We start from the raw sequence: 25,232 nt of genomic DNA on the forward strand, positions 1-25,232 counted from the left end.
GTTTCGTTCCTTATGAAGCTGCTGCAGGCTGGGCCTTGAGCGCCTGCTCACGACGCAGAATCTCACCGGCCAATGCCAGATAGCTGACCGCACCGCGGGATTTCGGATCGTAGGTGATCACCGGCGCACCGTGGCTGGGCGCTTCCGCCAGCCGCACGTTGCGCGGGATAATGGTCCGGTAAACCTTGTCGCCGAAGTGGCTGATCAGCTGGTTGGACACATCGTTGGACAGGCTGTTGCGCGGGTCATACATGGTGCGCAGCAGGCCGCCAATGTGCAGCTTCGGATTCAGCACCGTGCGGATTTTCTCGATGGTGTTCATCAGCGCGGTGAGGCCTTCCAGGGCGTAGTACTCACACTGGATCGGCACAATCACGGAGTCCGCCGCCGTCAGCGCATTCACGGTGAGCATGTTCAGGGACGGCGGGCAATCAATGAGGATGTAATCGTACTGGTCCCGGATACGTGCCAGCGCATTGCGCAGGCGAAATTCCTTGGCGCTCATGTCGAGCAACTGCACTTCCGCGGCAGTCAGGTCGCCATTGGCCGCGATCAGGTCAAACCCGGAATCTTCCGGCGTGCCTGTTACCGCCTGCTCGATGGCCACGTCATCGCACAGCACATCGTAAATGGTGTAGTCGGTTTCAAACTTGTCCACCCCGGACCCGGTGGTGGCGTTGCCCTGGGGATCGATGTCCACGAGCATCACCTTTTTGCGGGTGGCCGCCAGCGACGCCGCCAGGTTGACACTACTGGTGGTCTTGCCCACGCCGCCTTTCTGATTGGCTACGGCAAATACGGTGGTCACTGCGTTCTCCTTGATTTTACGCCTGACGCCTGGGGCCGAATGCCTGACGCGGCACCCCGCTCGACATCAGGCCTTGTTCACTACCACCAGGGTGCGGGGCTCATCCAGTCCCGGCACGGTCAGGGTGTGATGGCGCCCTTGCCACTGCGTCGGCAGGGTGGCCAGTTCTTCTTCCGTGCTGGCCGCTTTCATGGCCAGCAAACGGGTATTGTCAGTCATTATGGGCGTCATCAACGCCAACATGTCCGACAAGGAAGCAAAAGCGCGACAAATAATCTGCGATGGGGCTTTACGGTACTGTTCCACGCGACCGTGCACAACCTCCACGTTATCCAGCCCCAGCTCCCGGCGGGCCTGGCGCACAAAACGGGTTTTCTTGCCGTTGGAATCCAGCAGCACGAATGCCTGCTGGGGGCGGGCCACCGCGAGAATAATGCCGGGGATACCGGCGCCGGTGCCCACGTCCAGGGTGTCGCCCTCTCCCAGATAAGGCAAAACGGCCAGGGAGTCGAGCAGGTGGCGGGTCACCATTTCCTGCGGATCGCGGATGGCGGTGAGGTTATAGGCCTGGTTCCATTTGACCAGCAGGTCCACATAGGCCAGCAACAGGCGCTGCTGGTCGTCACTCAGGGTAAGGCCCAGGGTATCGATGCCCCGGGCCAGGGTGTCAGAGAGACTCATGCTTGTTGGGCGGCCTTCTTTTGGTGGTGGTGTTTTTTCAGGTAAATCATCAGCAGGGAGATGGCCGCCGGGGTCACACCGGGAATCCGACCGGCCTGGCCCAGGGTCTGGGGGCGAATCTCGCCGAGCTTCTGCTTCACCTCATTGGACAGGCCTTTTACCTGGCCGTAATCGAATTCCGCCGGCAGCGCGGTGGTTTCTGCGGCACGCAGTTTTTCGATTTCATCGGCCTGGCGATCAATATAGCCGGCATATTTGGCGAGAATTTCCATCTGCTCGATAACCGCGCTATCCGGGCGCTCCGCCAGCGCCACCGCGTCCGCCAGATTGGCGTAAGTCAGCTCCGGGCGCTTGAGCAAGTCGAGCAGATTGTATTCGTGGGCCAGGGGCTTCTCGATCAGGGCATTCACCGCCTCGGCTTGCGGCGTTTTCGGCCGCACCCAGGTGCTCTTCAGGCGCTGCTCTTCCTGCGCCATGCCCTCGCGCTTGGCGTTAAAGGCAGCCCAACGCTCGTCATCCACCAGGCCCAGCTCGCGGCCTTTTTCGGTGAGCCGCAGGTCCGCGTTGTCTTCACGCAGCAACAACCGGTATTCCGCGCGGCTGGTGAACATGCGGTAAGGCTCCTGGGTGCCCATAGTGATCAAGTCATCCACCAGCACGCCGATATAGGCCTCGTCCCTGCGCGGGGTCCAGGCATCTTTGCCCTGGCTAAGCAGGGCCGCATTCAGGCCCGCCAGCAGCCCCTGGGCGCCCGCTTCTTCATAACCGGTGGTGCCATTGATCTGGCCGGCGAAGAACAGCCCCGGCATGTGCTGGGTTTCCAGGCTGTGCTTGAGATCCTGGGGATTGAAGTAGTCGTATTCGATGGCGTAGCCCGGGCGGGTGATATGGGCATTTTCAAAACCACGAATGGAACGCACCGCCTGCAGCTGCACATCAAATGGCAGGCTGGTGGAAATGCCATTGGGGTATAACTCGTGGGTATTGAGCCCTTCCGGTTCCACGAAAATCTGGTGGCTGTCCTTGTCCGGGTAGCGGTTCACCTTGTCTTCGATGGACGGGCAGTAGCGCGGCCCCACCCCATCAATGACACCGGTGAACATGGGGCTGCGATCAAAGCCGCTGCGGATGATGTCGTGGGTCTGGGCATTGGTGTGGGTGATGTAACAGCACACCTGCTGCGGGTGTTCTTCCACCTGGCCCAGATAGCTCATCACCGGCAGCGGGCTGTCGCCCCACTGCTCTTCCATTACCGAGAAGTCCACGGTCTTGCCGTCGATGCGCGGCGGCGTGCCGGTTTTCAGGCGATCGACACGGAACGGCAATTCCCGCAGGCGCCGCGCCAGCGCATTGGAAGGCTGATCTCCGGCGCGCCCGCCCTGGTGGTTATCCATACCGATATGGATCACACCGCCCAGGAAGGTCCCCGCGGTGAGCACCACGGCATCGGCCATGAAGCGCAGGCCCATATTGGTGACTACCCCCACACAGCGACCGTTTTCCACAATCAGGTCGTCCACGGCTTGCTGGAACAGGGTCAGGTCCTGCTGGTTTTCCAGGGTCCCGCGAATGGCGGCCTTGTAGAGCTCGCGATCGGCCTGGGCACGGGTGGCGCGCACCGCCGGCCCTTTGCGGGCATTGAGTACACGAAACTGAATGCCACCTTTATCGGTGGCACGGCCCATGGCCCCGCCCAGGGCATCGATTTCACGCACCAGATGGCTCTTGCCGATGCCTCCGATGGCCGGGTTACAGCTCATCTGACCCAGGGTTTCAATATTATGGGTAAGCAGCAGCGTTGAAACGCCCATGCGCGCAGAGGCCAGTGCCGCCTCGGTACCGGCATGGCCGCCGCCGATCACAATCACGCCAAATCGCTGGGAAAAATCCATCGTTTACTTACCTTGCAGGGCTGGCCTGCTGCTCAAAATATAGTCAATCCGGGCGCGGTAGTATAAAGAGAACGCCTCACGCTGCAAGCATCACGGGACGCGTCAGAATCAGCGCAGCACCGAAACGCCAGCTCGCGCAGGAGAAACAGCCGTGTCGACACTCTGATCCGGCCAGTTTCGAGTTGCGAGAAACGAGTTTCGAAAGGCATAGACCACAAACAGGCACTGCCTGAAGGTTTTCGTCACTCGAAACTCGTTACTCGCTTGTGTTTATCGCGCCGCCAGCGACGCTCCTACGGAGCGCATGCAGCGTGCAGCGTGTTACGTGTAAGCTATTCTACTATAGAACCTAGAAGTCACTTAACCAGGAACGCATTTGGAATCATTGAATCTCTTTCTGCTGATCGGCACGGGCCTGATGTTCACCGGCCTGCTGCTGGGCTCCCTGAGCGCCCGTTTCGGGGTGCCGTCCCTGCTTATTTTTCTGGTGGTCGGCATGGTGGCCGGGGAAGACGGCCTGGGTGGTATCGAGTTCGATGATTTCTCCACAGCCTATGTGATTGGCAACATCGCCCTGGCGGTGATTTTGCTGGATGGCGGTCTGCGCACCCGATTAAGCACCTTCAAGCTGGGCCTGCGCCCGGCCCTTAGCCTGGCCACCCTCGGCGTGGCTATCTCCGCCGCCCTGGTCGGCGCCTTTACCACCTGGCTGATCGGGGTGGACTGGCGGGTAGGCCTGCTGCTGGGTGGCATTATTGGTTCCACCGATGCGGCAGCGGTATTCAGCGTGATCAAGGGCGCCGGTGTCACCCTGAATGAGCGGGTGGCAAGCACCCTGGAAATCGAATCCGGCCTTAACGACCCCATGGCCATCTTTATTACCCTGATGCTGGTAGGGCTGCTGGTGGACCCGGATGCAGAGTGGGGCATCGGCATGCTGGTGACCCTGCTGCAGCAATTCGGGCTCGGCGCTCTGTTGGGGCTATTGCTGGGGGCGGTGATCAGCGAGGTGTTATTGCGGGTCCGCAGCAATGAAGGCCTGCACGCGCTGCTGTTGTGCAGCGGGGGCGCCATGGTATTTGCCATCACCAATCTGGTGGGCGGCTCCGGCTTCCTGGCGGTCTACCTGACCGGCCTGGTGGCGGGGAACCGCCGCGGCGGCACCGGCGACAATGTGCTCAAGGCCATGGATTCCATGGCCTGGCTGGCTCAATCCGGCATGTTCCTGATCCTGGGGCTGCTGGTCACGCCCTCCCGGCTCACCGAAAACCTGCCCTGGGCGCTGGCCGTGGCGGCCTTCCTGATGTTGTTGGCGCGCCCGGTGTCCGTGTGGCTGAGCTTGCTACCCTTTCGTTTCACCTGGCGCGAAGAAATCTTTATCGCCTGGACCGGGCTACGTGGTGCCGTTCCCATTGTGCTGGCCGTGTTCCCGCTGCTGGCCGGGGTCGAGCAGACCTATCTGTTGTTTGATATCACTCTGGTGGTGGTACTGATTTCCCTGCTCGGCCAGGGCGCGAGCCTGCGGTTTGTTGCGCGCAAATTGAAAGTCTCGATACCACGGACCACCGAACCCAAGCAGACCGTGGCCCTGGCCGCCCCCCGCGACCGCTACCTGATGCAGTTTGAAGTGGAAGACGGCGCCAAGGCGGTGGGTAAAAGCCTGGCCGAGCTGGGCGAAGACGAACGTACGCCGTTGATTCTCTACCGTAACAAGCAGGTGCTCAGCCTCGGTGACGACCCCAAAATTGAAGCCGGTGATTTGATCGCCTGGCTCGCACCGTTATCGCACAAATCCGGCCTGTCCGACCTGTGCCATAAATTAAGTAGCGATGAGAAACGGTATTACGGCGACTTCAGCGTGCTGGGTAAAACCCCGGTAGCACAATTGATTGCTGTGTACGGGGTCGAAGCCCCTCCACCACTCTGGCAAGGATTGACCGTGGCCGAGATGTTCACCAAACAAGTGGGGAAACAGGCTGTTGTGGGTGATACGGTGCGGGTCAGCGGGCTTCGGCTAAGGGCAAGATCGGTGGAAGACGGGTTGGTGGTGATGGCTGGCCTGAAGCTGCCGGGGTAAAAGCAGTTACGAGTTGAAAGTTTAAAGTTAAAACGCGGATCAGGCAGCTCTGTCATGCAGTGCTGTGCCCGCGATCAACGGTAATGGCGCGGGCACGGAATCTCAAAGCAGAGCAGCACCCATCCCGCGCTTTTAAACTTTCAACTTTAATCTTTCAACTCATTAGCAAGGACGACACATGGCCCGTTTTGATAATCACCGTATTGTGATCACCGGCGCCGGTGCCGGCATTGGCGCCCTGATGGCAGAAGAATTTGCCAAACAGGGGGCAGAAGTCATCGTTACGGCCCGTCGTATCAGCGCGGCTCGCGAAGTGGCGGAGCGGATCAAGGCCTCCGGCGGCAAGGCTCACCCCTATGTGCTGGATGTGAGCAAAATTGCCTCGATTGCCAAATTCCGGGACAAGCTGCATGAAGAAGTCGGCCCCATCACCGGCCTGATCAACAACGCCGGTGTAGTCTTTGGTGGCGAGTTCGAGCAGGTATCGCTGGAACAGCATCTGAACACTTTCCGCATCAACACCGAAGGCCTGATGGCGACCAGCCATGCTTTTATCGAAGACCTGATTCAGGCGAAAGAAGGCTATCTGGTCAATATCGCCAGCGCCTCCGCTTTTGTGGGCCTGCCCTATGGCAGCACCTATGCCGCCAGCAAATGGGCGGTGGTCGGCTTTTCCGAATCCATCCGCCTGGAGCTGGATGTGCGCAAGATAAAGCACGTGCACGTGACCACGGTGTGCCCCAGCTATATTTCCACCGGCATGTTTGATGGTGTGAAGACCCCCATGTTTACGCCCATGCTCACCCCCGGAAAAGTGGTCAACAGCATCATCAGAGGCATGCAGAAGAAAGACAGCTTTGTCATCGAACCCCCCATCGCCAAATCCACCGAACTGCTCAAGGCGGTCCTTCCCCAAGGGGTATGGGATGAGGTTGCCCTGCGCATGGGTGTCTCCACCTCCATGTATAGCTGGAAGGGAAAGAAGTAGCGGCGAATCATAAGTAAAACCTTTTCTTCAAAAACCGCTGTAGGAGTTCCCTTCCAGGGGACGAACCGCACGCAGTGCGGCATCGACCGAAGGGAGATCATGGGTTTTAGATTTTTTGAATGGTTTTCTGAGGGCTAAGAGAATTTTCGCAGATTTCCTCGCTGAAGCTCGGTTCGTCCCCTGGAAGGGAACTCCTACAGGAGGCTGCTCGCAGTGCACAACTCAACACCCCGTTTACACCCATTCACCCTAACGCCAACGGCGCCGCGCCTTGGCAGTCAATGCCTTCACCCTTGAATTGCCCAACAATGCCTGCCCTGTTGCGCTGTCCGTTTCTGACAGTTAATCCGTTTTTTCAAGGGTGATTGCTATGCCGACTTACAAGGCCCCCGTGCGCGATATGCGCTTTTTGATGAACGAAGTCTTCGATTTCGAGAGTCACTACAAAACTCTGCCTAATGGTGAAGACGCCACTCCCGATATGGTGGAAGCCATTGTCGGTGAAATGGCCAAGCTGTGTGAAAACACCATTGCGCCTCTTTACCAGAGCGGCGACGAAGAAGGCTGTAAGCTGGAAGACGGTGTGGTTACCACCCCGAAAGGGTTCAAGGAAGCCTACAACGAATTCGTGGCCGGCGGCTGGCAGGGGCTTAGCCACCCGGTAGAAGTCGGTGGCCAGGGCCTGCCCATGTCGCTGGGCCTGATCAAACAGGAAATGATGGCGACGGCCAACTGGTCCTTCTCCATGTACCCGGGCCTGTCCCTGGGGGCCATGAATACCATCCAGATGCACGGCACCGAGCAGCAGCACCAGGATTACCTGGTACCGCTTACCGAAGGCACTTGGGGCGGCACCATGTGCCTGACCGAGCCTCAGTGTGGTACCGACCTGGGCCAGGTAAAAACCAAGGCCGAGCCGCAGAAAGACGGTTCTTACAAAATCTCTGGCACCAAGATTTTCATCTCCTCCGGTGACCATGACCTGACCGAGAACATTGTCCACATCGTGCTGGCCCGCCTGCCCGATGCGCCGAAAGGCACCAAGGGGATCTCCCTGTTCATCGTGCCCAAGTACCTGCCGGGCAAGATCGGTGAAGACAACGGCGTGAGCTGTGGTTCCCTGGAAAAGAAAATGGGCATCAAGGCATCCGCCACCTGCGTGATCAACTTCGATGAAGCCACCGGCTTTTTGATCGGCCCGGAACATGGCGGCCTGGAGTGCATGTTCACGTTCATGAACAGCGCCCGTATCGGCACCGCCATGCAGGGCGTTGCCCACGCGGAACTGTCTTACCAGGGCGCCCTGCCTTACGCCAAAGAGCGTAAGTCCATGCGTGCCCTGTCTGGCAAGAAAGAGCCGGATGCCATCGCCGACAGTCTGATCCACCACGGCGACGTGCGTCGCATGCTGCTCAAGCAGAAGGCCATTGCTGAAGGCGGCCGCGCCATGATCTATTACGCCGCCCAGTACGCGGACAACATGATCGCCGGCATGCTCGAAGACGACATGAAGAAGTACGAGCACTGGGACAGCGAGCTGGGCTTCCTGACGCCGATCCTGAAAGGCTTCTTGACCGAGAAAGGCCTGGAAGCAGCCAATGAGGGTATGCAGGTGTTCGGTGGCCATGGCTACATCAAAGAACACGGCATGGAACAGATCGCCCGTGACGCGCGCATCTCCACCCTGTACGAAGGCACCACCGGCATTCAGGCGCTGGACCTGCTGGGCCGCAAGGTGCTGCTGTCCTCCCGCGGCAAATGTGTGCGCGAATTCTCCAAGAAACTGGTGGATTTCGGTACCAAAAACCTGCGTGACCCCAAGCTGCGTCCGTTCGCCTGGAAGCTGCTGAAAATTGCCGCCGAGTGGAACTACCTGACCACCCGCATCATGCTGGTGGCGGCGAAGGATCGTGACATGGTATCCACCGCCAGCTACGACTTCCTGATGTACAGCGGCTACGCCATGATGGCGTACTTCTGGGCACTGCAGGCGGGCGTGGCCAGCGACAAGCTGGAAAATGGCGGTAACGAGCCGGCTGAATTCTACAAGGCCAAACTGGCCACCGCAGAATTCTACTTCGATCGTATGCTGCCCAGCGCCAAGGGTCATGCCGAAGCGGCGCTGAAGCCCACCAAGAGCACCATGCAAATGAGCGCCGAAGACTTCTCGTTCGATTACGAGTAAAACGCTCAGCATGATCCAAAAAAGGCGGCCATTTGGCCGCCTTTTTTATGGTTCATCGTGGAATTGAGTGATCAGCCGACTTCAAAGCTTGTCTCATTATCCCGCCCTGGCAACCGCTGGACGCCAGATGCCCGACGACGGACGCTTGAATTCAAAACCTGAAAACCTTGGCCCCCATGCATTCTGCGCAGAATGCATTACCCGATTATTGCCTGAATGATGCCCCTGAATACCCCTTAAAGGAGATGCCACAAGAACGACAACCTCTCAGGCTATGGGGTTTTACGTCAGGCATTCGGCCTCGAGCGTTTGGCAAAGTACCGGGTATTCGCGATAAACCCATCAGACGGCGAACAGCGAGTTATTCACTCTAATCCGTGAAGAACCTTTTTTATTCCTCCTGCCACTCATCCCCCATCTGAGGGATGCGCCGCCGTTCCTGACCATGCACTATTCCCTACTACTGTGGGGAAGTTTGTCTGAAGGGGAACGACATGAAACTATTTCGTATACTGGCGTGTACGGCCGTTATCGCCGCACTCAATGCCTGCGCCACCGCCACCAGCCCAGCCATGCAGAAGCTGTATGCCGTGGAAACCGATCCGATAAACCATTGGCCTGCGCAAAATCAGAAAGACCTTACCGTGCTACAGAACGATTTCGTCGCGCACTATCAGGCCAACTATGCCAACAACGATGTCGGCTCGGATTATGCCGATCTGGTCATCTGCGACCTGTCCCAGGAGCGCGCGCTGGACATCGCCGGCATCAGCCCGGATATGATCAATCCCGCCTCTCCCGCCAACGGTAACGTTAAAAACGAATCCACCGTAACCTATGAGCCTATGACCATTCGCTCCACAACTGCTGGCTGCGCAGCGCTGGCCAATGTGGAAATGCACGTTGAGCCCAATATGGTCGTCAACCTGAAACGGCTGCCCTATGATTTTCCCTACCCGGTTTATATGAGTGGCAGCTATACCAAGCACACCAGGAACAAGGTCAACATTAATAATAAATGGCGCACTTCCGACCTAGGTATTGCCCGCGTTTCCGTGAAACGTTACCGCACCCGCAGTGAGATCAGTGGGTTTCCTTATCAACAAACCAGCTGGGAACACTCACAAACACTGAAGCAGGGCGATGTGGATATCTCCCGGTTTAAAGAACAGCCCATGTTTATCATTACGTATTTTTCTGCCGACAACGATGACTATAAAAATATCACCCTGTTTCGTCAGACTATGACCAACAAAACCGGCAATAGCATCACCATGCGCTGGATCAACGGCGATGATTTCATGACCCGAACCTGGATGCGTAACGGCACCATCCTTACCCAGAAAAATGGCAAGCAGAGCGGACTGTTTGTGGTACCAATGGGAGACCAGCCGTCTCATGTTTACTGCAAGGATGAAGGGGTTTCCGTGCAGTACTTCCGGATGGATGGCGATTACGATTGTGTCGCTGCCAACGAATCCGAATTCGGCCAGGACGGTGTTTACATGGATCCGATATTACGCATTCGCAAGAGCCTGCCACAGACAACCACACCCACCCCCGCCATTGCCATGCAAGCCTCAGCCCCGACCAACCCCACAAACCCGGCGACAGCGCAGAGTGACACCAATACGGTCAGCGATACGGCGTCGGAATGTGGTAAGGCCTATGCCGCACGTAAAGCCTGCGAAAAGCTCCCCGGCGACCCCTTTGGCCTCTCCCTGAAACTCTGCCTGAGCCAGGTAAAGAAGAACTTTGGCGGCCTGAATTGTCCGCTGAGTTTCTGATACCCCTCACATAAGCAGAACAGTAAATAGCGGGGGCACTTATGCCCCTGCGCTTTTCATCGCTCACCGGCTCGCAACAAACCGTAAGGACAGCGATCACAAAGGCTATTCGGTTATTCCCGGGTATCAGGCACCCGGCTTCAAGCGTCCGGCAAAGTGACAAAAGAGCGCGATAAGCCCGTCAGCCGCCTGGAACCTTTTTCATTCCAATCCGCGATAGCACAAAAAAAGGTTCATCGCGGAATTGAGTGATCAGCCGGCTTCAGAACTTGTCTCATTATCCCGCCTTGGCCGCCGCTGGACGCCGGATGCCCAACGACGGACGCTGGGCATTCAAAACCTGAAAACATTGCCCGCCATACTCTCTGTGCAAAATGCATTACCCGATTATTGCCTCAATGATGGCCCTGACAATTCCTCAAAATATCTCTCAAAAGAGAGGCTGGAATAACGACAGCCTCTCAGGCGATGGAGGTTTACGTCGGACATCCGGCGTCGAGCGTTTGGCAAAGTGCCGGGTATTCGGGATAAACCGGGCAGATGGCGAGAAGCGTTTTATTCACTCTAATCTGCGAAGAACCAAAAAAAAGCGGCCCCCTTTCGGGGGCCGCCTCTTAAAGACTTGCCTTGAATCTATCGAGACTTAGTTGTTCTCGAACTGACCCATGGTGTTGTCTTTACCGCCAGCTTTCAGTGCTGCTTCGCCGGAGAAGTACTCTTTGTGGTCATCACCGATGTTGGAACCGGCCATGTCCTGGTGCTTCACGGTAGCGATACCCTGACGGATTTCCTTACGCTGAACGCCTGCAACGTAGGCCAGCATGCCTTCTTCACCGAAGTAGCCTTTAGCCAGGTTGTCGGTGGACAGAGCCACAGTGTGGTAAGTCGGCAGGGTGATCAGGTGGTGGAAGATACCTGCTTCACGGGCCGCATCACGCTGGAAGTTCTGGGTCCACTGGTCAGCCAGCTGAGCCAGCTCGGTGTCGTCGTAGTCCGCGCTCATCAGCTTGGCACGATCGTAAGCGGATACGTCTTTACCTTCTTTCTCCCACGCATCGAATACCTGCTGACGGAAGCTCAGAGTCCAGTTGAAGGACGGGCTGTTGTTGTAAACCAGCTTGGCGTCCGGCACCACTTCGCGGATACGGTTAACCATTTCTGCGATCTGGCCAACGTGAGGCTTCTCGGTTTCGATCCACAGCAGGTCAGCGCCGTTCTGCAGGCTGGTGATACAGTCCAGAACAACACGGTCGATACCAGTGCCTTCTTTGAACTGGAACAGGCCGGAAGCCAGACGCTTCGGCTTGAGCAGTTTGCCGTTGGACTTGATCACAACGTCGCCGTTGTTGATGTCGCCAGCGGACTCAACCACGTCACCGTCCAGGAATGCGTTGTACTGGTCGCCCAGGTCGCCCGGCTCGTTGGTAACAGCGATTTGCTTGGTCAGGCCAGCACCCAGGGAGTCGGTACGGGCAACGATGACACCGTCGTCAACACCCAGCTCCAGAAACGCGTAGCGTACAGCGTTGATCTTGGCCAGGAAGTCGGCGTGAGGAACGGTTACTTTACCGTCCTGGTGGCCACACTGCTTCTCGTCAGAAACCTGGTTTTCGATCTGGATACAGCACGCGCCAGCTTCGATCAGCTGCTTGGCCATCAGGTAGGTGGCTTCCGGGTTACCGAAGCCCGCATCGATGTCAGCAATGATCGGCACAACGTGAGTTTCGAAGTTGTCGATCTGACCGATGATTTCTTTCTGCTTGGCTTCGTCGCCAGCTTCTTTAGCGTCGTCCAGAGCACGGAACAGGTGGTTCAGTTCCCAGGCGTCAGCCTGCTTCAGGAAGGTGTACAGCTCACGGATCAGGTCAGCAACAACTGTCTTCTCGTGCATGGACTGGTCAGGCAGCGGACCGAACTCGGAACGCAGAGCAGCAACCATCCAGCCGGACAGGTACAGGTAACGACCTTTGGTGCTACCGAAGTGCTTCTTGATGGAGATCATTTTCTGCTGACCAACAAAACCGTGCCAGCAACCCAGAGACTGGGTGTACTTGGACGTGTCAGCGTCATAGGCCGCCATGTCTTCACGCATGATCTTGGCGTTGTACTTGGCGATGTCCAGATGCGTGTTGAAACGGTTTTGCAGACGCATGCGAACCGCAGATTCCGGGTTGATATCTTTCCAGGTGCTTTGCGCACCAACCACGGAGCCGAGTGCTTCGATGTCTTTGGTGTATGACATGGTGAACCTCTGAATATGAAATTGGTTTATCGACGCCGGAGAGGGGCAACCCTGCTCATGCATTTCATGCCGGTCTACCGATGCCGCGCATTCTAGTGCCCCACGACACATAAACATAATCAATATGATCTATATTCGGTATTCACCCCGTGAATGCCACGTTTATGGAAAGCGTGGCTGATGAGTCACCTCAGTCTTAGGTACCAGTGAGAACCGGCCGTTGCCATCGCTCAATGAGACAGCGTCCTGATTTACCGAAACGCCCACGTTTTGCGGCCCGCACACCGTGACCCACCCTCCCCTTTGCGACTATGATCACCTCTGCACAGCTGGCATGGAGAGTGCATTACCCATCAGGTAGACAGCATGTGCCCAGGGAGAAAATTATTATCAAGGGGAATATATGAAAGCGCTTAGTCCGGTGGACCAACTGTTCCTGTGGCTGGAAAAACGCCAGCAGCCCATGCACGTGGGCGGTTTGCAGCTGTTTTCCTTTCCAGAGGATGCCGGCCCGAAGTATGTCAGCGAACTGGCCCGGCAAATGCGGGACTACTGCCACCCGGTTGCCCCGTTCAACCAGCGTCTGACCCGTCGGCTCGGCCAGTATTACTGGACCGAAGACAAGCAGTTCGATATCGACCACCACTTTCGCCACGAAGCGCTGCCCAAGCCCGGCCGCATCCGTGAGCTGCTCTCCCTGGTTTCCGCCGAACACTCCAACCTGCTGGACCGGGAACGCCCCATGTGGGAAGCCCACTTGATTGAAGGCATCCGCGGTCGTCAGTTTGCGCTTTACTACAAGATTCATCATTCCGTGATGGATGGCATCTCCGCCATGCGCATTGCCACCAAGACCCTCTCCACGGACCCTGCCGAGCGTGAAATGGCGCCAGGCTGGGCCTTCAATACCCGCAAGCGTACCCGCTCGCTACCCAGTAACCCGGTGGACGTGGCCTCCAGCATGGCGCGCCTGACCGCCGGCATCAGCAAGCAGGCCGCCACGGTGCCCGGGCTGGCGCGGGAGATCTACAAGGTCACCCAGAAAGCGAAAAGTGATGAAAACTATGTGTCCATCTTCCAGGCCCCGGACACCATCCTGAACAACACCATCACCGGTTCACGCCGTTTTGCCGCCCAGAGTTTCTCGCTGCCGCGCCTGAAAGGCATTGCCAAGGCCTATGGCTGCACCATCAATACCGTGGTGCTGTCCATGTGTGGCCACGCCCTGCGCGAGTACCTGATCAGCCAGCATGCATTGCCCGATGAGCCCCTGATTGCCATGGTGCCCATGAGCCTGCGTCAGGACGACAGCGCCGGCGGCAACCAGATCGGCATGATTCTGGCCAACCTGGGCACCCATATCTGCGACCCGGCCAATCGCCTGCGGGTAGTGAATGACTCGGTTCAGGAAGCCAAATCCCGGTTCTCACAAATGAGCCCCGAGGAAATCCTCAACTTCACCGCGCTGACCATGGCGCCTACCGGCCTCAACCTGCTCACCGGCCTGGCCCCCAAATGGCGCGCGTTCAACGTGGTGATTTCCAACGTCCCCGGCCCGAAAGAGCCGCTGTACTGGAACGGCGCTAAACTGCAAGGCATGTACCCGGTCTCCATTGCCCTGGACCGCATTGCCCTGAACATCACCCTGACCAGTTATGTGGACCAGCTGGAATTCGGCCTGATCGCCTGCCGCCGCACCCTGCCCTCCATGCAGCGGCTGCTGGATTACCTGGAACAGTCGGTACGCGAACTGGAAATCGGCGCGGGCATTAAATGACAACACCAGACGCCTGACGCTTGATCCCTGACGGGCTGGGCGTCCAGCGTCTGGCACCGAACGAGCGAACATGGCAACCGATCTGAAACGCATCACCCGGGGCGAGCTCATCTGCTGGCAATTGCGCCATCGCGGCCAGACCTTGGTGATCGCCGAACAAGGCGCCCAGGTGCTTGAGTACCGCCGTGACGGCGAACCGCCCATTCTCTGGCTCAGTGAGCAGGCGGCGTACCGTATTGGCCACGGCGTACGCGGCGGCGTGCCGGTGTGCTGGCCCTGGTTCGGCGCGCTGGAACGCAACCCGGACAGCGTGACGCAGCAATACTCTCTCGATAATCCCCCGGCCCATGGCCTGGTCCGCCAGCAACCCTGGCAGCTCAGTGAACAGCACCTGGATGCAAAGCAGGCTCAACTGGTATTGCGGCTGGCGGAGCACGCAGACAGCCAACACTTGCCCCCAGTGACGCCCACCCTGACCGTCACTCTGGGCGACACCCTGACGCTCAGTCTGGGCAACCATAATCACGGTGACCGGCCCGTTACCGTCAGCCAGGCGCTGCACACCTACCTGGCCGTGGCCGATAGCCGCCACGTCACTGTGCATGGGCTGGCGCAGTCCCCCTACGTGGACGCCCTAGCCGACTGGCAGACCCGCCAGGACAGCCATGCACTGCAATTCGACCAGGAAACCGACCGGCTTTACCTGCAACTGCCCCCACAGCTGCAGGTGGATGACCCGCTCTGGAAACGGCAGATCCAACTGACCTGCCGGGGCAGCCACTCGGCGGTGGTCTGGAACCCCTGGGTGGAAAAGAGCCTGCGGCTCAGTCAATTTGCCCCTGACGCTTGGCAACGCATGCTCTGCATCGAAACCGCACGGGTACTGGATAATGTGCTGACTCTGGCCCCCGGCGAGTACCACGAAATGGCCGTCGAGATTATGACAACCGGGTGATTTCACCTCCTCAAAACTGCCCGGAAAAAGGGGTGGTGGAATCAGAAAAAGGGGAGTAGAGTCTGAGGTGGCTGCGAATTATGGCCGTGGATTGTTTTGGTAGTTGTCTTCCCTGCGTGAAGCTGAAGTTGTCTCCGAACACCGCCCAACATGGTTTGCAAGCAACACCCTAAGTAATAGTTTTGAGGTATAGATTCACATGGCTACAGGTACTGTGAAGTGGTTTAACGAGTCCAAGGGTTTTGGTTTCATTTCCCAGGACGATGGTGGTGCGGACGTGTTCGTTCATTTCAGTGCAATTACCGGTTCAGGCTTCAAAACCCTGGCCGAGGGTCAGAAGGTTTCCTTCGAGATCCAGCAGGGCCCAAAAGGTCCGCAGGCTGCTAACGTTGTTGCTGAATAAGCGACCACGCTAGTACGGAAAAACCCGCTTCGGCGGGTTTTTTTGTGTCTGGGAAAAGAGACGCTTCACGCAACATGCCTCCATTCCACCGTAGGGTGCGATCCGAGAGGTTGGTCTTATGCACTTCATGCACCCTGCGGGCCGCCCTTTCGAACGTTACCTCCACCCCGTTCCGGTTCGCGCCGCCAGCGACGCTCCTACGGCGACCGTGATTGCCTGTATCTAGCCGGGGTTTTGTATTACACGCTTTTCCGCTCTTAACACCTTTGCCCTGGAAAATTTCAAAGTCACGATCCTTTCATGGGTTCTCCACATCATGGATACAGGCTTCGGCATGGGCGTTGTTCACAACCGCATCAGCGCTATCTGATTACTGCCGTTACCCGAAATCGCACCCCCTGTTTTGCAGACATCCGCAGGGCAAGGCTTCTCTCACGCAACTTTCTCGAAATGGATAATCAAGGAGCCTGTACCACGCTTTGTTTTGTTGTCATGCCGGATCATTTCCACTGGTTGCTGGATCTTTCAGGAAAATATTCACTCTCACAAACGGTGGGTATGCTGAAAAGCCAGACCGCCAGAGCGATTGGCCAATCCATCTGGCAGCGTGGGTTTCATGACCACGCACTCAGGCGTGAAGAGGACACCCTGCACATCGCCCGCTATATCGTCGCCAACCCACTTCGTGCCGGTTTGGTAAAAAGCATCAAGGATTACCCCTATTGGTATGCCGTCTGGCTGTAGGGTCACACCTTCCCGTAGGAGCGTCGCTGGCGGCGCGATAGCCCGACGTATGGAATCGCGCCGCCAGCGACGCTCCTACGGAAAGGTTAGGTGGTTTTATTTAGGGCTGGAACAGGGGTTGTTCGAGCAAGGTCTTGCGCTGGCGCCAGTCGGGCATGCGGGCGTCCATGAGGGCGTGGAAGTCTGGGCCGTGATCCATGTGCTGAAGGTGACACAGTTCGTGCATGACCACGTAATCCAGTGCCGCTGGCGGGTAGTGCAGCAGGGCCATGTTCAGGTTGATGTACCCTTTTGCCGACAGTGAGCCCCAGCGGGTGCGCATCTTTTTTACCCGCAATACCGGGCGCGTATAACCTTGCCCGGCAAACCAGCCGAACTGCCGCTCAATGCTGTCCTCAAACAACGTACGAGCCTGCTGGCGAAGCCAGCGTTCCACGGCCTGCTGTACGGCCGTCTCGCTGTCGGGCTCGGCAACTCGCACCTGCAGATAACCACCCGACACGCTCACCGACCACCGCCCTGCTGAGACGTCCAGGGTCAGGGGTTGCCCCCGGAACACAACGCTGCAGCCATCCAGCCAGCGTTGCCGCGGGCGGCTGGCCTGGCGTTGTTGCTGGTCCTTGATCCATTGACGGCGGCTGTCCACGAAGGTCTGCACCATGCGCAGGGGAGCCCGTTGCGGCGCGCGCACCTGCACCCGCCCGTCTTCCAGCACACGCAGCTCCAGGGAGCGGCGTTTGCTGCGGATCAGTTCGTAGTCGGTCATGATTCCTGAATCACCCATCTCCCGCAGGAGCGTCGCTGGCGGCGCGATAGCCCAACGCCTGGATCGCGCCGCCAGCGACGCTCCTACGGCAACGTTAATCGCTGTTCGGCAGTTCTTTATCCAACTGCTGGCTGACCGCATCTGCCGGTGACGCATAGGGCGCGAGCCACTGGTACAGCACCGGGATGATAAACAGGGTCAGCACGGTAGCAAACAATAGCCCGCCGAGAATCACTACACCAATGGTAAAGCGGCTTTCCGCGCCGGCACCGGTGGCCAGCACCAGCGGCACGGCGCCGAAGATGGTGGAGACACCGGTCATCAAGACCGGACGGAACCGCACGATGGCGCCTTCATAGATGGCCTCTTTCACACTGCGGCCCTGGTCGCGAAGTTGATTGGCAAACTCCACGATCAGAATACCGTTTTTCGCCATCAGCCCCAGCAACATGATCATGCCAATCTGGCTGTAAATATTCAGGCTGTCGCCGGTAACGCTGATGGCAATCACCGCGCCAGCCAGCGCCAGCGGCACCGTGAGCATGATAATCAGCGGGTGAATCCAGCTTTCAAACTGGGCAGCCAGTACCAGGAATACAATCACCAGCGCCAGCGCAAAGGTCACCAGAATCGCCGACGCCGACTCCTTCAGTTCCTCGGCCATGCCTTTGTAGCCGATGCGCGCTTCCAGCGGTAACCGCTCCCGGGCCTGCTCTTCCACATAGCCCATGGCTGTGGCCAGGTCATAACCGTCGGCCAGGTTCGCGGACAGGGTAATCGCCGGCAGACGATCCACCCGGCGCAGCTCCGGTGCATCACCGGTGGTGGACAATTCCACCACACTGGAAAACGGCACCAAGCCACCACTGTCACTGCGCAGGTAGATCGGCAGCACATCTTCAGGCACTTCACTGGCGCTCTTTTCCGCCTCCAGTAACACGTCGTACTCACGCCCCCGATCCACATAGGTGGATACGGTCAGGGTGGCAAACATGGCCTGCAGGGTTTCCCCCACATCGGTGGCTGTGATGCCCAGATCCGCCGCCCGCTCGCGGTCCAGATTCACATCCAGTTGCGGTTGGGTCTGTTCGAAGTCGGTGTCGATACTGGTCAGGTTCGGGTTCTCGCGCAGGGCCGCCATCAGGGTTTCACTCCAGGCCAGCACCTGCTCATAGTCCGGCCCGGCCACCACCACTTCCAGCGCCTGGTCGAAGGCGCTCTGGCCCAGCCCCGGCGGATTCACCGCAAAGGCGCGCAAGCCGGTGACCTGGGACAACTGCCCGCGCAACTCGCCAACAATCTCCTGCTGGGTGCGCTCGCGCTCTTCCCAGTCTTTCAGCCGCACGATGGTAAACGCCCGTTCCGGCACACCCCGGAAACCGATGATCGCCAGCACTCGTTCCGCTTCGCCATTCTCCACCAGGGGCATGAGCATTTTTTCTACCGCCTGGGTGTGGTGAGCGCCGTATTCCACCGTGGAGCCCTGGGGCGAGGTGGCAGGAATAATAAAGACGCCACGGTCCTCCGTGGGCGCCAGCTCCTGGGGCAGTTGCCGGAACAGCAACGCCGCCGCCAGGCACAACAGCACGCAACCCAAGGCCAGCGGCCAGGGGCTTGCCAGGGTCCGTTGCAAACGGCTGGCGTAGGCCTGATTCAGGCGTGTCAGGCCGCGCTGCAGAAAATTATTCTGCCCCTGCATTTCTTTACGGCTATGCCGATGTAGCCAGCGCGAACACAGCATGGGCGCCAGGCTCAGCGCCACGATGCTGGAGATGATCACCGCCGAGGCCAGGGTAAAACCGAATTCGCTGAACAACCGCCCCACGTCGCCGCCCATAAAGGAAATGGGCACAAACACCGCCACCAGGGTCAGCGTGGTGGCGACCACGGCAAAGGCCACCTGACGGGCACCGAGATACGCGGCCACCAACCGCGACTCACCTTCGTCGATGCGCCGCTGAATGTTTTCCAGCATGACGATAGCGTCATCCACCACCAGGCCGATGGCCAGGATCAGTGCCAACAAAGTCAGCACGTTGATGGAAAAATCCATCACCCCGAAGCCGATAAAGGCACCGATCACCGACACCGGAATGGTCACCGCCGGGATCAGGGTGGCGCGCAGGTTGCCGAGAAAGGCAAAGATCACCGCGATCACCAGCACCACGGAAATCCCCAGGGTAATCAGCACCTCGCGAATGGACGCGCGGATAAACAGGGATTCATCGGAGTTGATATCCAGGTGAATGTCCGCGGGCAGGTTGTCGCGCACGGCCACGATCTCTTCGCGCACCCGGTCCGACACCGCCACGGTATTGGCCTTGGACTGGCGCACCACGCCCAGGCCAATGGCCGCTTCGCCGTTGGCGCGCAGCACCGAATCATCGTTTTCCACGCCCAGCGCCACCCGGGCCACATCGCCCAGGCGCAGCAGGTAATCGCCCTGGCGACTCACCACCAGGTCCTCGAATGCCTGCACGGTGGCCAGGCGATTGTCCGCCCGAATGGTGAAGCCGCGGGATTCCGATTCCAGTTTGCCCGCCGGCAATTCCACGTTGTTGCTGCGCAGGGCCTGTTCGATATCGGTGACGGTGACCTGGTTGGCGGCCATGCTCTGGCGATCCAGCCACACGCGCATGGCGTAGCGGCGCTCGCCACCGATAATCACTTCCGATACCCCATCGAGCACGGCAAAGCGATCCACCAGGGACCGTTCGGCAAAATCGGTCAGCTCCTGGGGGGCCAGGGTGCTGCTGGTCAGGGTCACCCAGATAATCGGCCGGGCATCGGCATCGGCCTTGGCGATCACCGGGGTCTCCGCTTCTTCCGGCAGCCGGTTGAGCACCCGGGATACCGCATCGCGCACGTCGTTGGCAGCGATATCCACATCCCGCTCCAGGGTGAATTCCACCGTGGTACGGGCCGAGCCCAGGCGGCTGCGCGATTCGATCTTGCGCACCCCTTCCACCCCGGAAATCGCCCCTTCGATGACCTGAATGATCTGGGTATCAATGACCTCCGGCGCGGCGCCGGCATAATCCACACTGATGGAGACTTCCGGCGGGTCTATATCCGGGTATTCCCGGATCGGCAATTTCATCAGCGCACTGACGCCAAACACCACGATCAGCAGGCTGATCACCGTGGCAAAGACCGGCCGCTTGATGGAGACATCCGACAGAATCATGCAGCCGCCTCGGTGGTGGCCGGATCATCCGCTTGCGAGTCACCGGATGGGTCGTCTACTGCCGGTGCCGGGTTCAACAACACCCGCTGACCGGGTAATAGCGCCTCCGGATCGTCAATCACCTTCACCGGCTGGCTGCTGCCCAGGCGGGAGTGACCATTGACGATTACATCCGGTTTGTTGGCCAGCCCGCTGGTCACTTCCACCCAGCCATCGCGGCGGCCGCCCAGTGTTACCGGGTGACGCTGGGCGAGATTGTCCGGGCTCACCGTGAACACATAACTCTGCGCCCCCTGGGTGATGACAGCCTGCTCCGGCACCAGCAACGCAGCCCGTTCCGCCAACTGCACAGACACGCGCAGAAACTGGCCGGGCAACAGCTGGCCCTGGGGATTGTTCAGCCGGGCACGCACAGTCAGGCTACGGCTGCTGCTGCTTACCCGGGAATCCAGATGGGTGATAGCGCCTTCAAAAATCTGCTCTTCAAACGCGGAATTACGGGCCTGTACCGGCAAGCCCACGGACAGCTTGGCCAGATAGCGTTCGGGTATCTGGAAATCCACTTCCAGGTGCCCCAGGTTGTCCAGGGTCGTTATCGGGTTACCCGTCTGCAGGTAGGCTCCGGGGTCCACCTGCCGCAACCCCAACACGCCGGCAAACGGCGCCCGGATGGTATGGTCGTTAAAATTGGCGCGAGCCACATTGCGGCTGGCCTCGGCCGCTTCCAGGGTGGTGCGGAACGTATCGACTTCGGACTGGGAGATGGCACGCCGCTCCACCAGCTGCTGACCTCGGCGGTAATCGGCCTTGGCCCGCTGGTACTCCGCCTCGGCCCGGGCCAGTTCGGCACGGGCGTTGCGGTCATCCAGAGTCACCAGCAGCTGGCCCCGGGTAACCTGCTGCCCCTGCTGGAAATGGATCTCCGCCACCCGGCCCGGCACTTCCGCCAACAGCACCACGGCCTGGGCCGCCCGGGCGGTGCCCACGGCTTCCACCCGGTCGTAAAGGGGGCGCTCAATGCTCGGCGCCAGGTTCACCACGGTTGGCGGGCGGGTTCCCATGGGCGCCTGCTCAGCCGGCCACAGCCACCAAGCCCCCATTCCCACCAGTGCAACCAGCACCAGTCCCGCGATAATCCGCGCCATGCCATTCTCCGTTATTCTGATTCAAGCCAAGTCTGATTCACGACAGGAAAGTCTAGCGTGCAATTATGCAAGGAATGCGTAGACGCTGTTAGTCAGAACAAATAAGTTGAAGAGGGTTCATGTAAAGATCGTCAGCGGCGCAAAACGCTGTCCTAGTGGTAGCTTCCTGAAAAGAAAAAGCCCACCAGCATGGTGGGCTTTTTCTTTCATGTCGCGTGTTGCATGAAGCCTGATGCGTCTCTCTTTACACCATTTCCGCGCGCATCTTCTTCTTGTCGAGCTTGCCCACCGAGGTTCTGGGCAGGGCATCCACAAACACGATTCGATCGGGAATGCCGTAGCGGCTGATCACGCCTTTGTCGGCATAGTCGGCAACCAGCGCCTTGATGCCGTCTTCGTCGGCGTCACCGCTTTTCACCACCAGCGCCACCGGGCGTTCGCCCCATTTATCATCGGGCACACCGACCACGGCACATTCGCCGACTCCCGGATGCTGCAGCACCAGGCCTTCCAGATCGATGGAAGACACCCACTCGCCACCGGTCTTGATCACGTCCTTGATGCGATCGACGATTTTCAGCCAGCCATCATCCGACATCACCGCCACATCACCGGTGTGCAACCAGCCGCCGTGCCAGAGTTCTTCAGATTTGTCGGGATCGTTCAGGTAGCCCTGGGTCAGCCAGGGCGCGCGCACGACCACTTCCCCCTGGCTCTTGTTGTCATGGGGCACGTCGTTCATTTCACCGTCGACGATGCGTATCTGCACCATGGCCACCGGGCGACCGGTGCGGGTGCGGTAATCCGCCTGGGTTTCCAGGTCGGCATTCTCCAGTTCCGGGGTCAGCTGCGCCAGGGTCAGCAGCGGGCAGGTTTCGCTCATGCCGTAACCGGTATAGATATCGATGCCACGCTCCAGCGCCCCCATGGCCAGCGCCTTGGGCAGGGCCGAGCCACCGATGATCACCTTCCAGCCGCTCAGGTCGATACTCTTGGCCGCTTCCGCCTGCAACAGCATTTGAATAATCGTGGGTACACAGTGTGAGAAGGTGACCTTGTGGGTTACCAGCAATTTCAGCAGGGTGGCCGGTTCATAACGCCCTGGGTACACCTGTTTCACCCCCATCATGGTGGCCATGAACGGGATGCCCCAGGCGTGCACATGGAACATGGGCGTGATCGGCATGTAGACATCGTCTTCGTTGAAACGCCCCTGCCCCACGCCAGCCATGGTGTTACGGCCGGCGAAGGTATGCAGCACCAGCTGACGATGGGAGAAATAGACGCCCTTGGGCAGGCCGGTGGTACCGGTGGTGTAGAAGGTCGTGGCGCGGGTATTTTCATCCAGCTCGGGGAAATCGTACTGGGCCGGCGCCTTGGCCAGCAGCTCTTCATATTCACCGGCCAGCGGCAGGCTGTCGCTCCCCTTTACACCATCGTCGTCGAGCAGGATGTAGGTCTTTACCGTCTCGACACGGTCTTTCAGCTCTTCCAGGATCGGCAGGAATTCGCTGTTAACCAGAATCGCATCATCTTCCGCATGGTTGATGGTGTAGAGAATCTGCTCCGGGCTCAGGCGCACGTTCACGGTGTGCAGCACCGCGCCCATCATCGGGATGGCAAAAAAGGCTTCCAGGTAACGGTTGGTGTCCCAGTCCATCACCGCCACGGTATCACCGGGCTTCACGCCCTGCGCCGCCAGCGCCCCGGCCAGACGGTGCACGCGCTCGTTAAGGTCGCGGTAGGTGAACGTGCGATCGCCATAGGTAATCGTCTGGTCCGGTGCCTTGCGCACACCGGCTTCCAGAATATGGTTGATGACCAGTGACGACTCCACCGCAGAGGCGCTGCGGGGGATGTTCAGGTGACTACTCATAACTTGCTCCGTTACCTTGTTATTCTGCCGTTCACGGGCAGGAAAAAAGCGGCACGCTCCTTCCTACCCATCAGTATGTGGGCGTTCAAGACTGACACAGACCTCCACACAGGTCATCTGCCATCAGGCCCAATAGGTTACAAAATACTACCCGTTGTAGACACCTTGTCTAGCACTGCTTTTCCGCACCTGTTTGCTGCCCTTGCGGCTCATCGTGGTGCACCAATTTATGGTGGGGATGCCATCCTGTTGGCGGATCAAGGATGGGTGAGATCTTTCGGATCCAGCAGCTTTTCCAGCTCCTGCCGGGACAGGCCGGACTGTTCTTCGGCCACATCCAGCACCGCCCTGCCACTGGCAAACGCTTCCTTGGCAATCTTCGCGGCTTTTTCGTAACCTATCACCGGATTCAGGGCGGTGACCAGAATGGGGTTCTTCCCCACGCCTTCGGCCAGACGCGCTTCATTGAACGTCATGCCCTTGATTGCCCGCTCCGCCAGATTGCTGCAGCTGTTCGCCAGCCACTCGGTCATATCCAGCAGATTACTGGCCACCAGCGGCAACATCACGTTGAGCTGGAAGTTGCCGCTCTGGGCGGCGATGGTATTGGCCTGATCCAGCCCCATCACCTGGGTCGCCACCATGGTGGCGGACTCGCAAATCACCGGATTCACCTTCCCCGGCATGATCGACGAACCTGGCTGGGTGGCTGGCAACTGCACCTCACCCAGCCCATGGATCGGCCCGGAGTTCATCCAGCGCAGGTCGTTACTGATCTTCATCAGCACCACCGCCACGCCACGCAGCGCCGCGGATAACGCCAGCGGACTGTCCAGCGCACTCTGCGCTACAAAGGGATGGGGCATGGCGCGAAAGGCCAGATCCGTTTCTTCTGCCAGATGGCGGGCAAAGGTGTCGGCGAAATCCGGGTGGGCATTAATGCCGCTGCCCACCGCCGTTCCTCCCTGGGGCACCGCCAACAGGTCATCACGGGCCCGCGCCACACGCCCACAGGCATCCTGCAACTGCATGGCCCAGGTCTGCAGCTCCTGCTCCACTGTCACCGGCATGGCATCCATCAGATGGGTGCGGCCGGTTTTCACGGTCTCCCGCTGCTCCCGGGCGCGCAGGCCCAGCTCGGCAATCAGTTGCTCAAGCGCCGGGATCAGGTTTTCCGTAACAGCCAGCGCGGCAGACACATGAATGGCCGTGGGAATGGTGTCGTTACTGCTCTGGCCCAGGTTCACATCGTCATTGGGGTGAATGGAGGCACCGGCTTCCTCACACAGATGCGCAATCACCTCATTGACGTTCATGTTGGTGCTAGTGCCGGAGCCGGTCTGGAAGATATCCACCGGAAACTGGTCCAGGTGATGGCCCTCCAACAGATCGTTGCAGGCACCGACAATGGCCACGGCCTTGTCGGCTGACAACGTTTCAAGCTGCCGGTTGGTTTCCGCCGCGCACCGTTTGATGCGGACCACGGCCTGGATAAAGCGGGTTGGCAACTGACGGCCGCTGATAGGGAAGTTATCCACCGCGCGCTGGGTCTGGGCGCCCCAACGTGCGCTGGCCGGAACCGCTATGTCACCCAGGGAATCGGTTTCTATGCGCGTATCGGAATGGTGCGTGGACATGATCAGCCTCCTGCCAACAATAAAACCTGTGTTGTTTCATCATGGCATGGCGACAACGGGGATTCATTACAAGTCGGACCGC

Annotated in this window: 17 protein-coding genes; 8 read left to right on the forward strand and 9 right to left on the reverse strand. The window is 59.0% G+C overall.

Going from position 1 to position 25,232, the window contains the following annotated elements; all coding sequences use genetic code 11:
* Positions 1-10: 10 nt before the first annotated feature.
* From F1529_RS00675 to mnmG, 3 genes are all read right to left on the reverse strand, one after another.
* Positions 11-808 carry a ParA family protein gene (locus F1529_RS00675; protein ID WP_007151340.1) on the reverse strand — a complete coding sequence of 266 codons (798 nt, stop codon included), beginning with the start codon at positions 806-808 and terminating at the stop codon, positions 11-13.
* A gap of 66 nt (positions 809-874) precedes the next feature.
* Positions 875-1,489, reverse strand: coding sequence for a 16S rRNA (guanine(527)-N(7))-methyltransferase RsmG (rsmG, locus tag F1529_RS00680; protein ID WP_155131172.1), 615 nt, complete (start codon positions 1,487-1,489; stop codon positions 875-877).
* Positions 1,486-3,381 carry a tRNA uridine-5-carboxymethylaminomethyl(34) synthesis enzyme MnmG gene (gene mnmG / locus F1529_RS00685; protein WP_007149401.1) on the reverse strand — a complete coding sequence of 632 codons (1,896 nt, stop codon included), beginning with the start codon at positions 3,379-3,381 and terminating at the stop codon, positions 1,486-1,488. Before mnmG ends, rsmG begins: the two co-directional genes overlap by 4 nt.
* A gap of 376 nt (positions 3,382-3,757) precedes the next feature.
* Here mnmG and F1529_RS00690 point away from each other — a divergent pair, with 376 nt between their 5' ends.
* The 4 genes from F1529_RS00690 to F1529_RS00705 all read left to right on the forward strand — a co-directional run bounded on the left by F1529_RS00690 (position 3,758) and on the right by F1529_RS00705 (position 10,418).
* The gene (locus F1529_RS00690) at positions 3,758-5,458 is read left to right on the forward strand and encodes a potassium/proton antiporter (RefSeq protein WP_155131175.1); all 1,701 of its coding nucleotides are present in this window, start codon (positions 3,758-3,760) and stop codon (positions 5,456-5,458) included.
* A gap of 178 nt (positions 5,459-5,636) precedes the next feature.
* Positions 5,637-6,446: an SDR family oxidoreductase gene (locus tag F1529_RS00695; RefSeq protein ID WP_155131178.1), complete on the forward strand. Its 810-nt coding sequence runs from the start codon at positions 5,637-5,639 to the stop codon at positions 6,444-6,446.
* 370 nt (positions 6,447-6,816) lie between these two features.
* Positions 6,817-8,631 carry an acyl-CoA dehydrogenase C-terminal domain-containing protein gene (locus tag F1529_RS00700; RefSeq protein ID WP_155131181.1) on the forward strand — a complete coding sequence of 605 codons (1,815 nt, stop codon included), beginning with the start codon at positions 6,817-6,819 and terminating at the stop codon, positions 8,629-8,631.
* A 494-nt stretch (positions 8,632-9,125) separates the two neighbouring features.
* On the forward strand, positions 9,126-10,418 hold the full coding sequence (locus F1529_RS00705) for a hypothetical protein (RefSeq protein ID WP_155131184.1): 1,293 nt from the start codon (positions 9,126-9,128) through the stop codon (positions 10,416-10,418).
* Between the two features lie 643 nt (positions 10,419-11,061).
* Here F1529_RS00705 and F1529_RS00710 read toward each other — a convergent pair.
* The gene (locus F1529_RS00710) at positions 11,062-12,660 is read right to left on the reverse strand and encodes an isocitrate lyase (RefSeq protein ID WP_007150484.1); all 1,599 of its coding nucleotides are present in this window, start codon (positions 12,658-12,660) and stop codon (positions 11,062-11,064) included.
* A gap of 403 nt (positions 12,661-13,063) precedes the next feature.
* Between F1529_RS00710 and F1529_RS00715 the strand changes: the two genes are divergently transcribed.
* The 4 genes from F1529_RS00715 (at position 13,064) to F1529_RS00730 (ending at position 16,539) form a co-directional block, all read left to right on the forward strand.
* Positions 13,064-14,437, forward strand: a complete 1,374-nt coding sequence (locus F1529_RS00715) for a wax ester/triacylglycerol synthase family O-acyltransferase (protein ID WP_155131187.1) — start codon at positions 13,064-13,066, stop codon at positions 14,435-14,437.
* 70 nt (positions 14,438-14,507) lie between these two features.
* Entirely contained in the window at positions 14,508-15,392 is an 885-nt protein-coding gene (locus tag F1529_RS00720; RefSeq protein WP_155131190.1) for a D-hexose-6-phosphate mutarotase, read from the forward strand.
* 199 nt (positions 15,393-15,591) lie between these two features.
* Positions 15,592-15,795, forward strand: a complete 204-nt coding sequence (locus F1529_RS00725; RefSeq protein ID WP_011590014.1) for a cold-shock protein — start codon at positions 15,592-15,594, stop codon at positions 15,793-15,795.
* A gap of 300 nt (positions 15,796-16,095) precedes the next feature.
* Positions 16,096-16,539 (forward strand): transposase, encoded by a 444-nt coding sequence (locus tag F1529_RS00730; RefSeq protein ID WP_155131193.1) that lies wholly within the window; start codon positions 16,096-16,098, stop codon positions 16,537-16,539.
* A gap of 100 nt (positions 16,540-16,639) precedes the next feature.
* Here the strand turns inward: F1529_RS00730 and F1529_RS00735 are convergent, their stop codons facing one another.
* The 5 genes from F1529_RS00735 to F1529_RS00755 all read right to left on the reverse strand — a co-directional run bounded on the left by F1529_RS00735 (position 16,640) and on the right by F1529_RS00755 (position 25,150).
* The gene (locus F1529_RS00735) at positions 16,640-17,305 is read right to left on the reverse strand and encodes a M48 family metallopeptidase (protein ID WP_196220348.1); all 666 of its coding nucleotides are present in this window, start codon (positions 17,303-17,305) and stop codon (positions 16,640-16,642) included.
* A gap of 94 nt (positions 17,306-17,399) precedes the next feature.
* Positions 17,400-20,492 (reverse strand): efflux RND transporter permease subunit, encoded by a 3,093-nt coding sequence (locus F1529_RS00740; RefSeq protein WP_155131199.1) that lies wholly within the window; start codon positions 20,490-20,492, stop codon positions 17,400-17,402.
* Positions 20,489-21,637 carry an efflux RND transporter periplasmic adaptor subunit gene (locus F1529_RS00745; protein WP_155131202.1) on the reverse strand — a complete coding sequence of 383 codons (1,149 nt, stop codon included), beginning with the start codon at positions 21,635-21,637 and terminating at the stop codon, positions 20,489-20,491. The genes F1529_RS00740 and F1529_RS00745 overlap by 4 nt, the downstream gene beginning before the upstream one ends.
* 244 nt (positions 21,638-21,881) lie before the next feature.
* Positions 21,882-23,513 (reverse strand): fatty acid--CoA ligase, encoded by a 1,632-nt coding sequence (locus tag F1529_RS00750; protein ID WP_007150197.1) that lies wholly within the window; start codon positions 23,511-23,513, stop codon positions 21,882-21,884.
* 257 nt (positions 23,514-23,770) lie between these two features.
* A complete protein-coding gene (locus tag F1529_RS00755) occupies positions 23,771-25,150 on the reverse strand; it encodes a lyase family protein (protein ID WP_155131205.1) in 1,380 nt (459 codons plus the stop codon).
* Positions 25,151-25,232 lie beyond the last annotated feature (82 nt).

Source organism: Alcanivorax sp. VBW004 (assembly GCF_009718865.1).
In the GTDB taxonomy this organism is placed as follows: Bacteria; Pseudomonadota; Gammaproteobacteria; order Pseudomonadales; family Alcanivoracaceae; genus Alcanivorax.

What these genes read in the sequence shown, in the direction of transcription:
- rsmG (WP_155131172.1), bottom strand. Translation starts at nt 1,489, where the DNA reads ATGAGTCTCTCTGACACCCTGGCCCGGGGCATCGATACCCTGGGCCTT.
- mnmG (WP_007149401.1), bottom strand. Translation starts at nt 3,381, where the DNA reads ATGGATTTTTCCCAGCGATTTGGCGTGATTGTGATCGGCGGCGGCCAT.
- F1529_RS00695 (WP_155131178.1), top strand. Translation starts at nt 5,637, where the DNA reads ATGGCCCGTTTTGATAATCACCGTATTGTGATCACCGGCGCCGGTGCC.
- F1529_RS00700 (WP_155131181.1), top strand. Translation starts at nt 6,817, where the DNA reads ATGCCGACTTACAAGGCCCCCGTGCGCGATATGCGCTTTTTGATGAAC.
- F1529_RS00705 (WP_155131184.1), top strand. Translation starts at nt 9,126, where the DNA reads ATGAAACTATTTCGTATACTGGCGTGTACGGCCGTTATCGCCGCACTC.
- F1529_RS00710 (WP_007150484.1), bottom strand. Translation starts at nt 12,660, where the DNA reads ATGTCATACACCAAAGACATCGAAGCACTCGGCTCCGTGGTTGGTGCG.
- F1529_RS00715 (WP_155131187.1), top strand. Translation starts at nt 13,064, where the DNA reads ATGAAAGCGCTTAGTCCGGTGGACCAACTGTTCCTGTGGCTGGAAAAA.
- F1529_RS00720 (WP_155131190.1), top strand. Translation starts at nt 14,508, where the DNA reads ATGGCAACCGATCTGAAACGCATCACCCGGGGCGAGCTCATCTGCTGG.
- F1529_RS00725 (WP_011590014.1), top strand. Translation starts at nt 15,592, where the DNA reads ATGGCTACAGGTACTGTGAAGTGGTTTAACGAGTCCAAGGGTTTTGGT.
- F1529_RS00730 (WP_155131193.1), top strand. Translation starts at nt 16,096, where the DNA reads ATGGGTTCTCCACATCATGGATACAGGCTTCGGCATGGGCGTTGTTCA.
- F1529_RS00735 (WP_196220348.1), bottom strand. Translation starts at nt 17,305, where the DNA reads ATGACCGACTACGAACTGATCCGCAGCAAACGCCGCTCCCTGGAGCTG.
- F1529_RS00740 (WP_155131199.1), bottom strand. Translation starts at nt 20,492, where the DNA reads ATGATTCTGTCGGATGTCTCCATCAAGCGGCCGGTCTTTGCCACGGTG.
- F1529_RS00745 (WP_155131202.1), bottom strand. Translation starts at nt 21,637, where the DNA reads ATGGCGCGGATTATCGCGGGACTGGTGCTGGTTGCACTGGTGGGAATG.
- F1529_RS00750 (WP_007150197.1), bottom strand. Translation starts at nt 23,513, where the DNA reads ATGAGTAGTCACCTGAACATCCCCCGCAGCGCCTCTGCGGTGGAGTCG.
- F1529_RS00755 (WP_155131205.1), bottom strand. Translation starts at nt 25,150, where the DNA reads ATGTCCACGCACCATTCCGATACGCGCATAGAAACCGATTCCCTGGGT.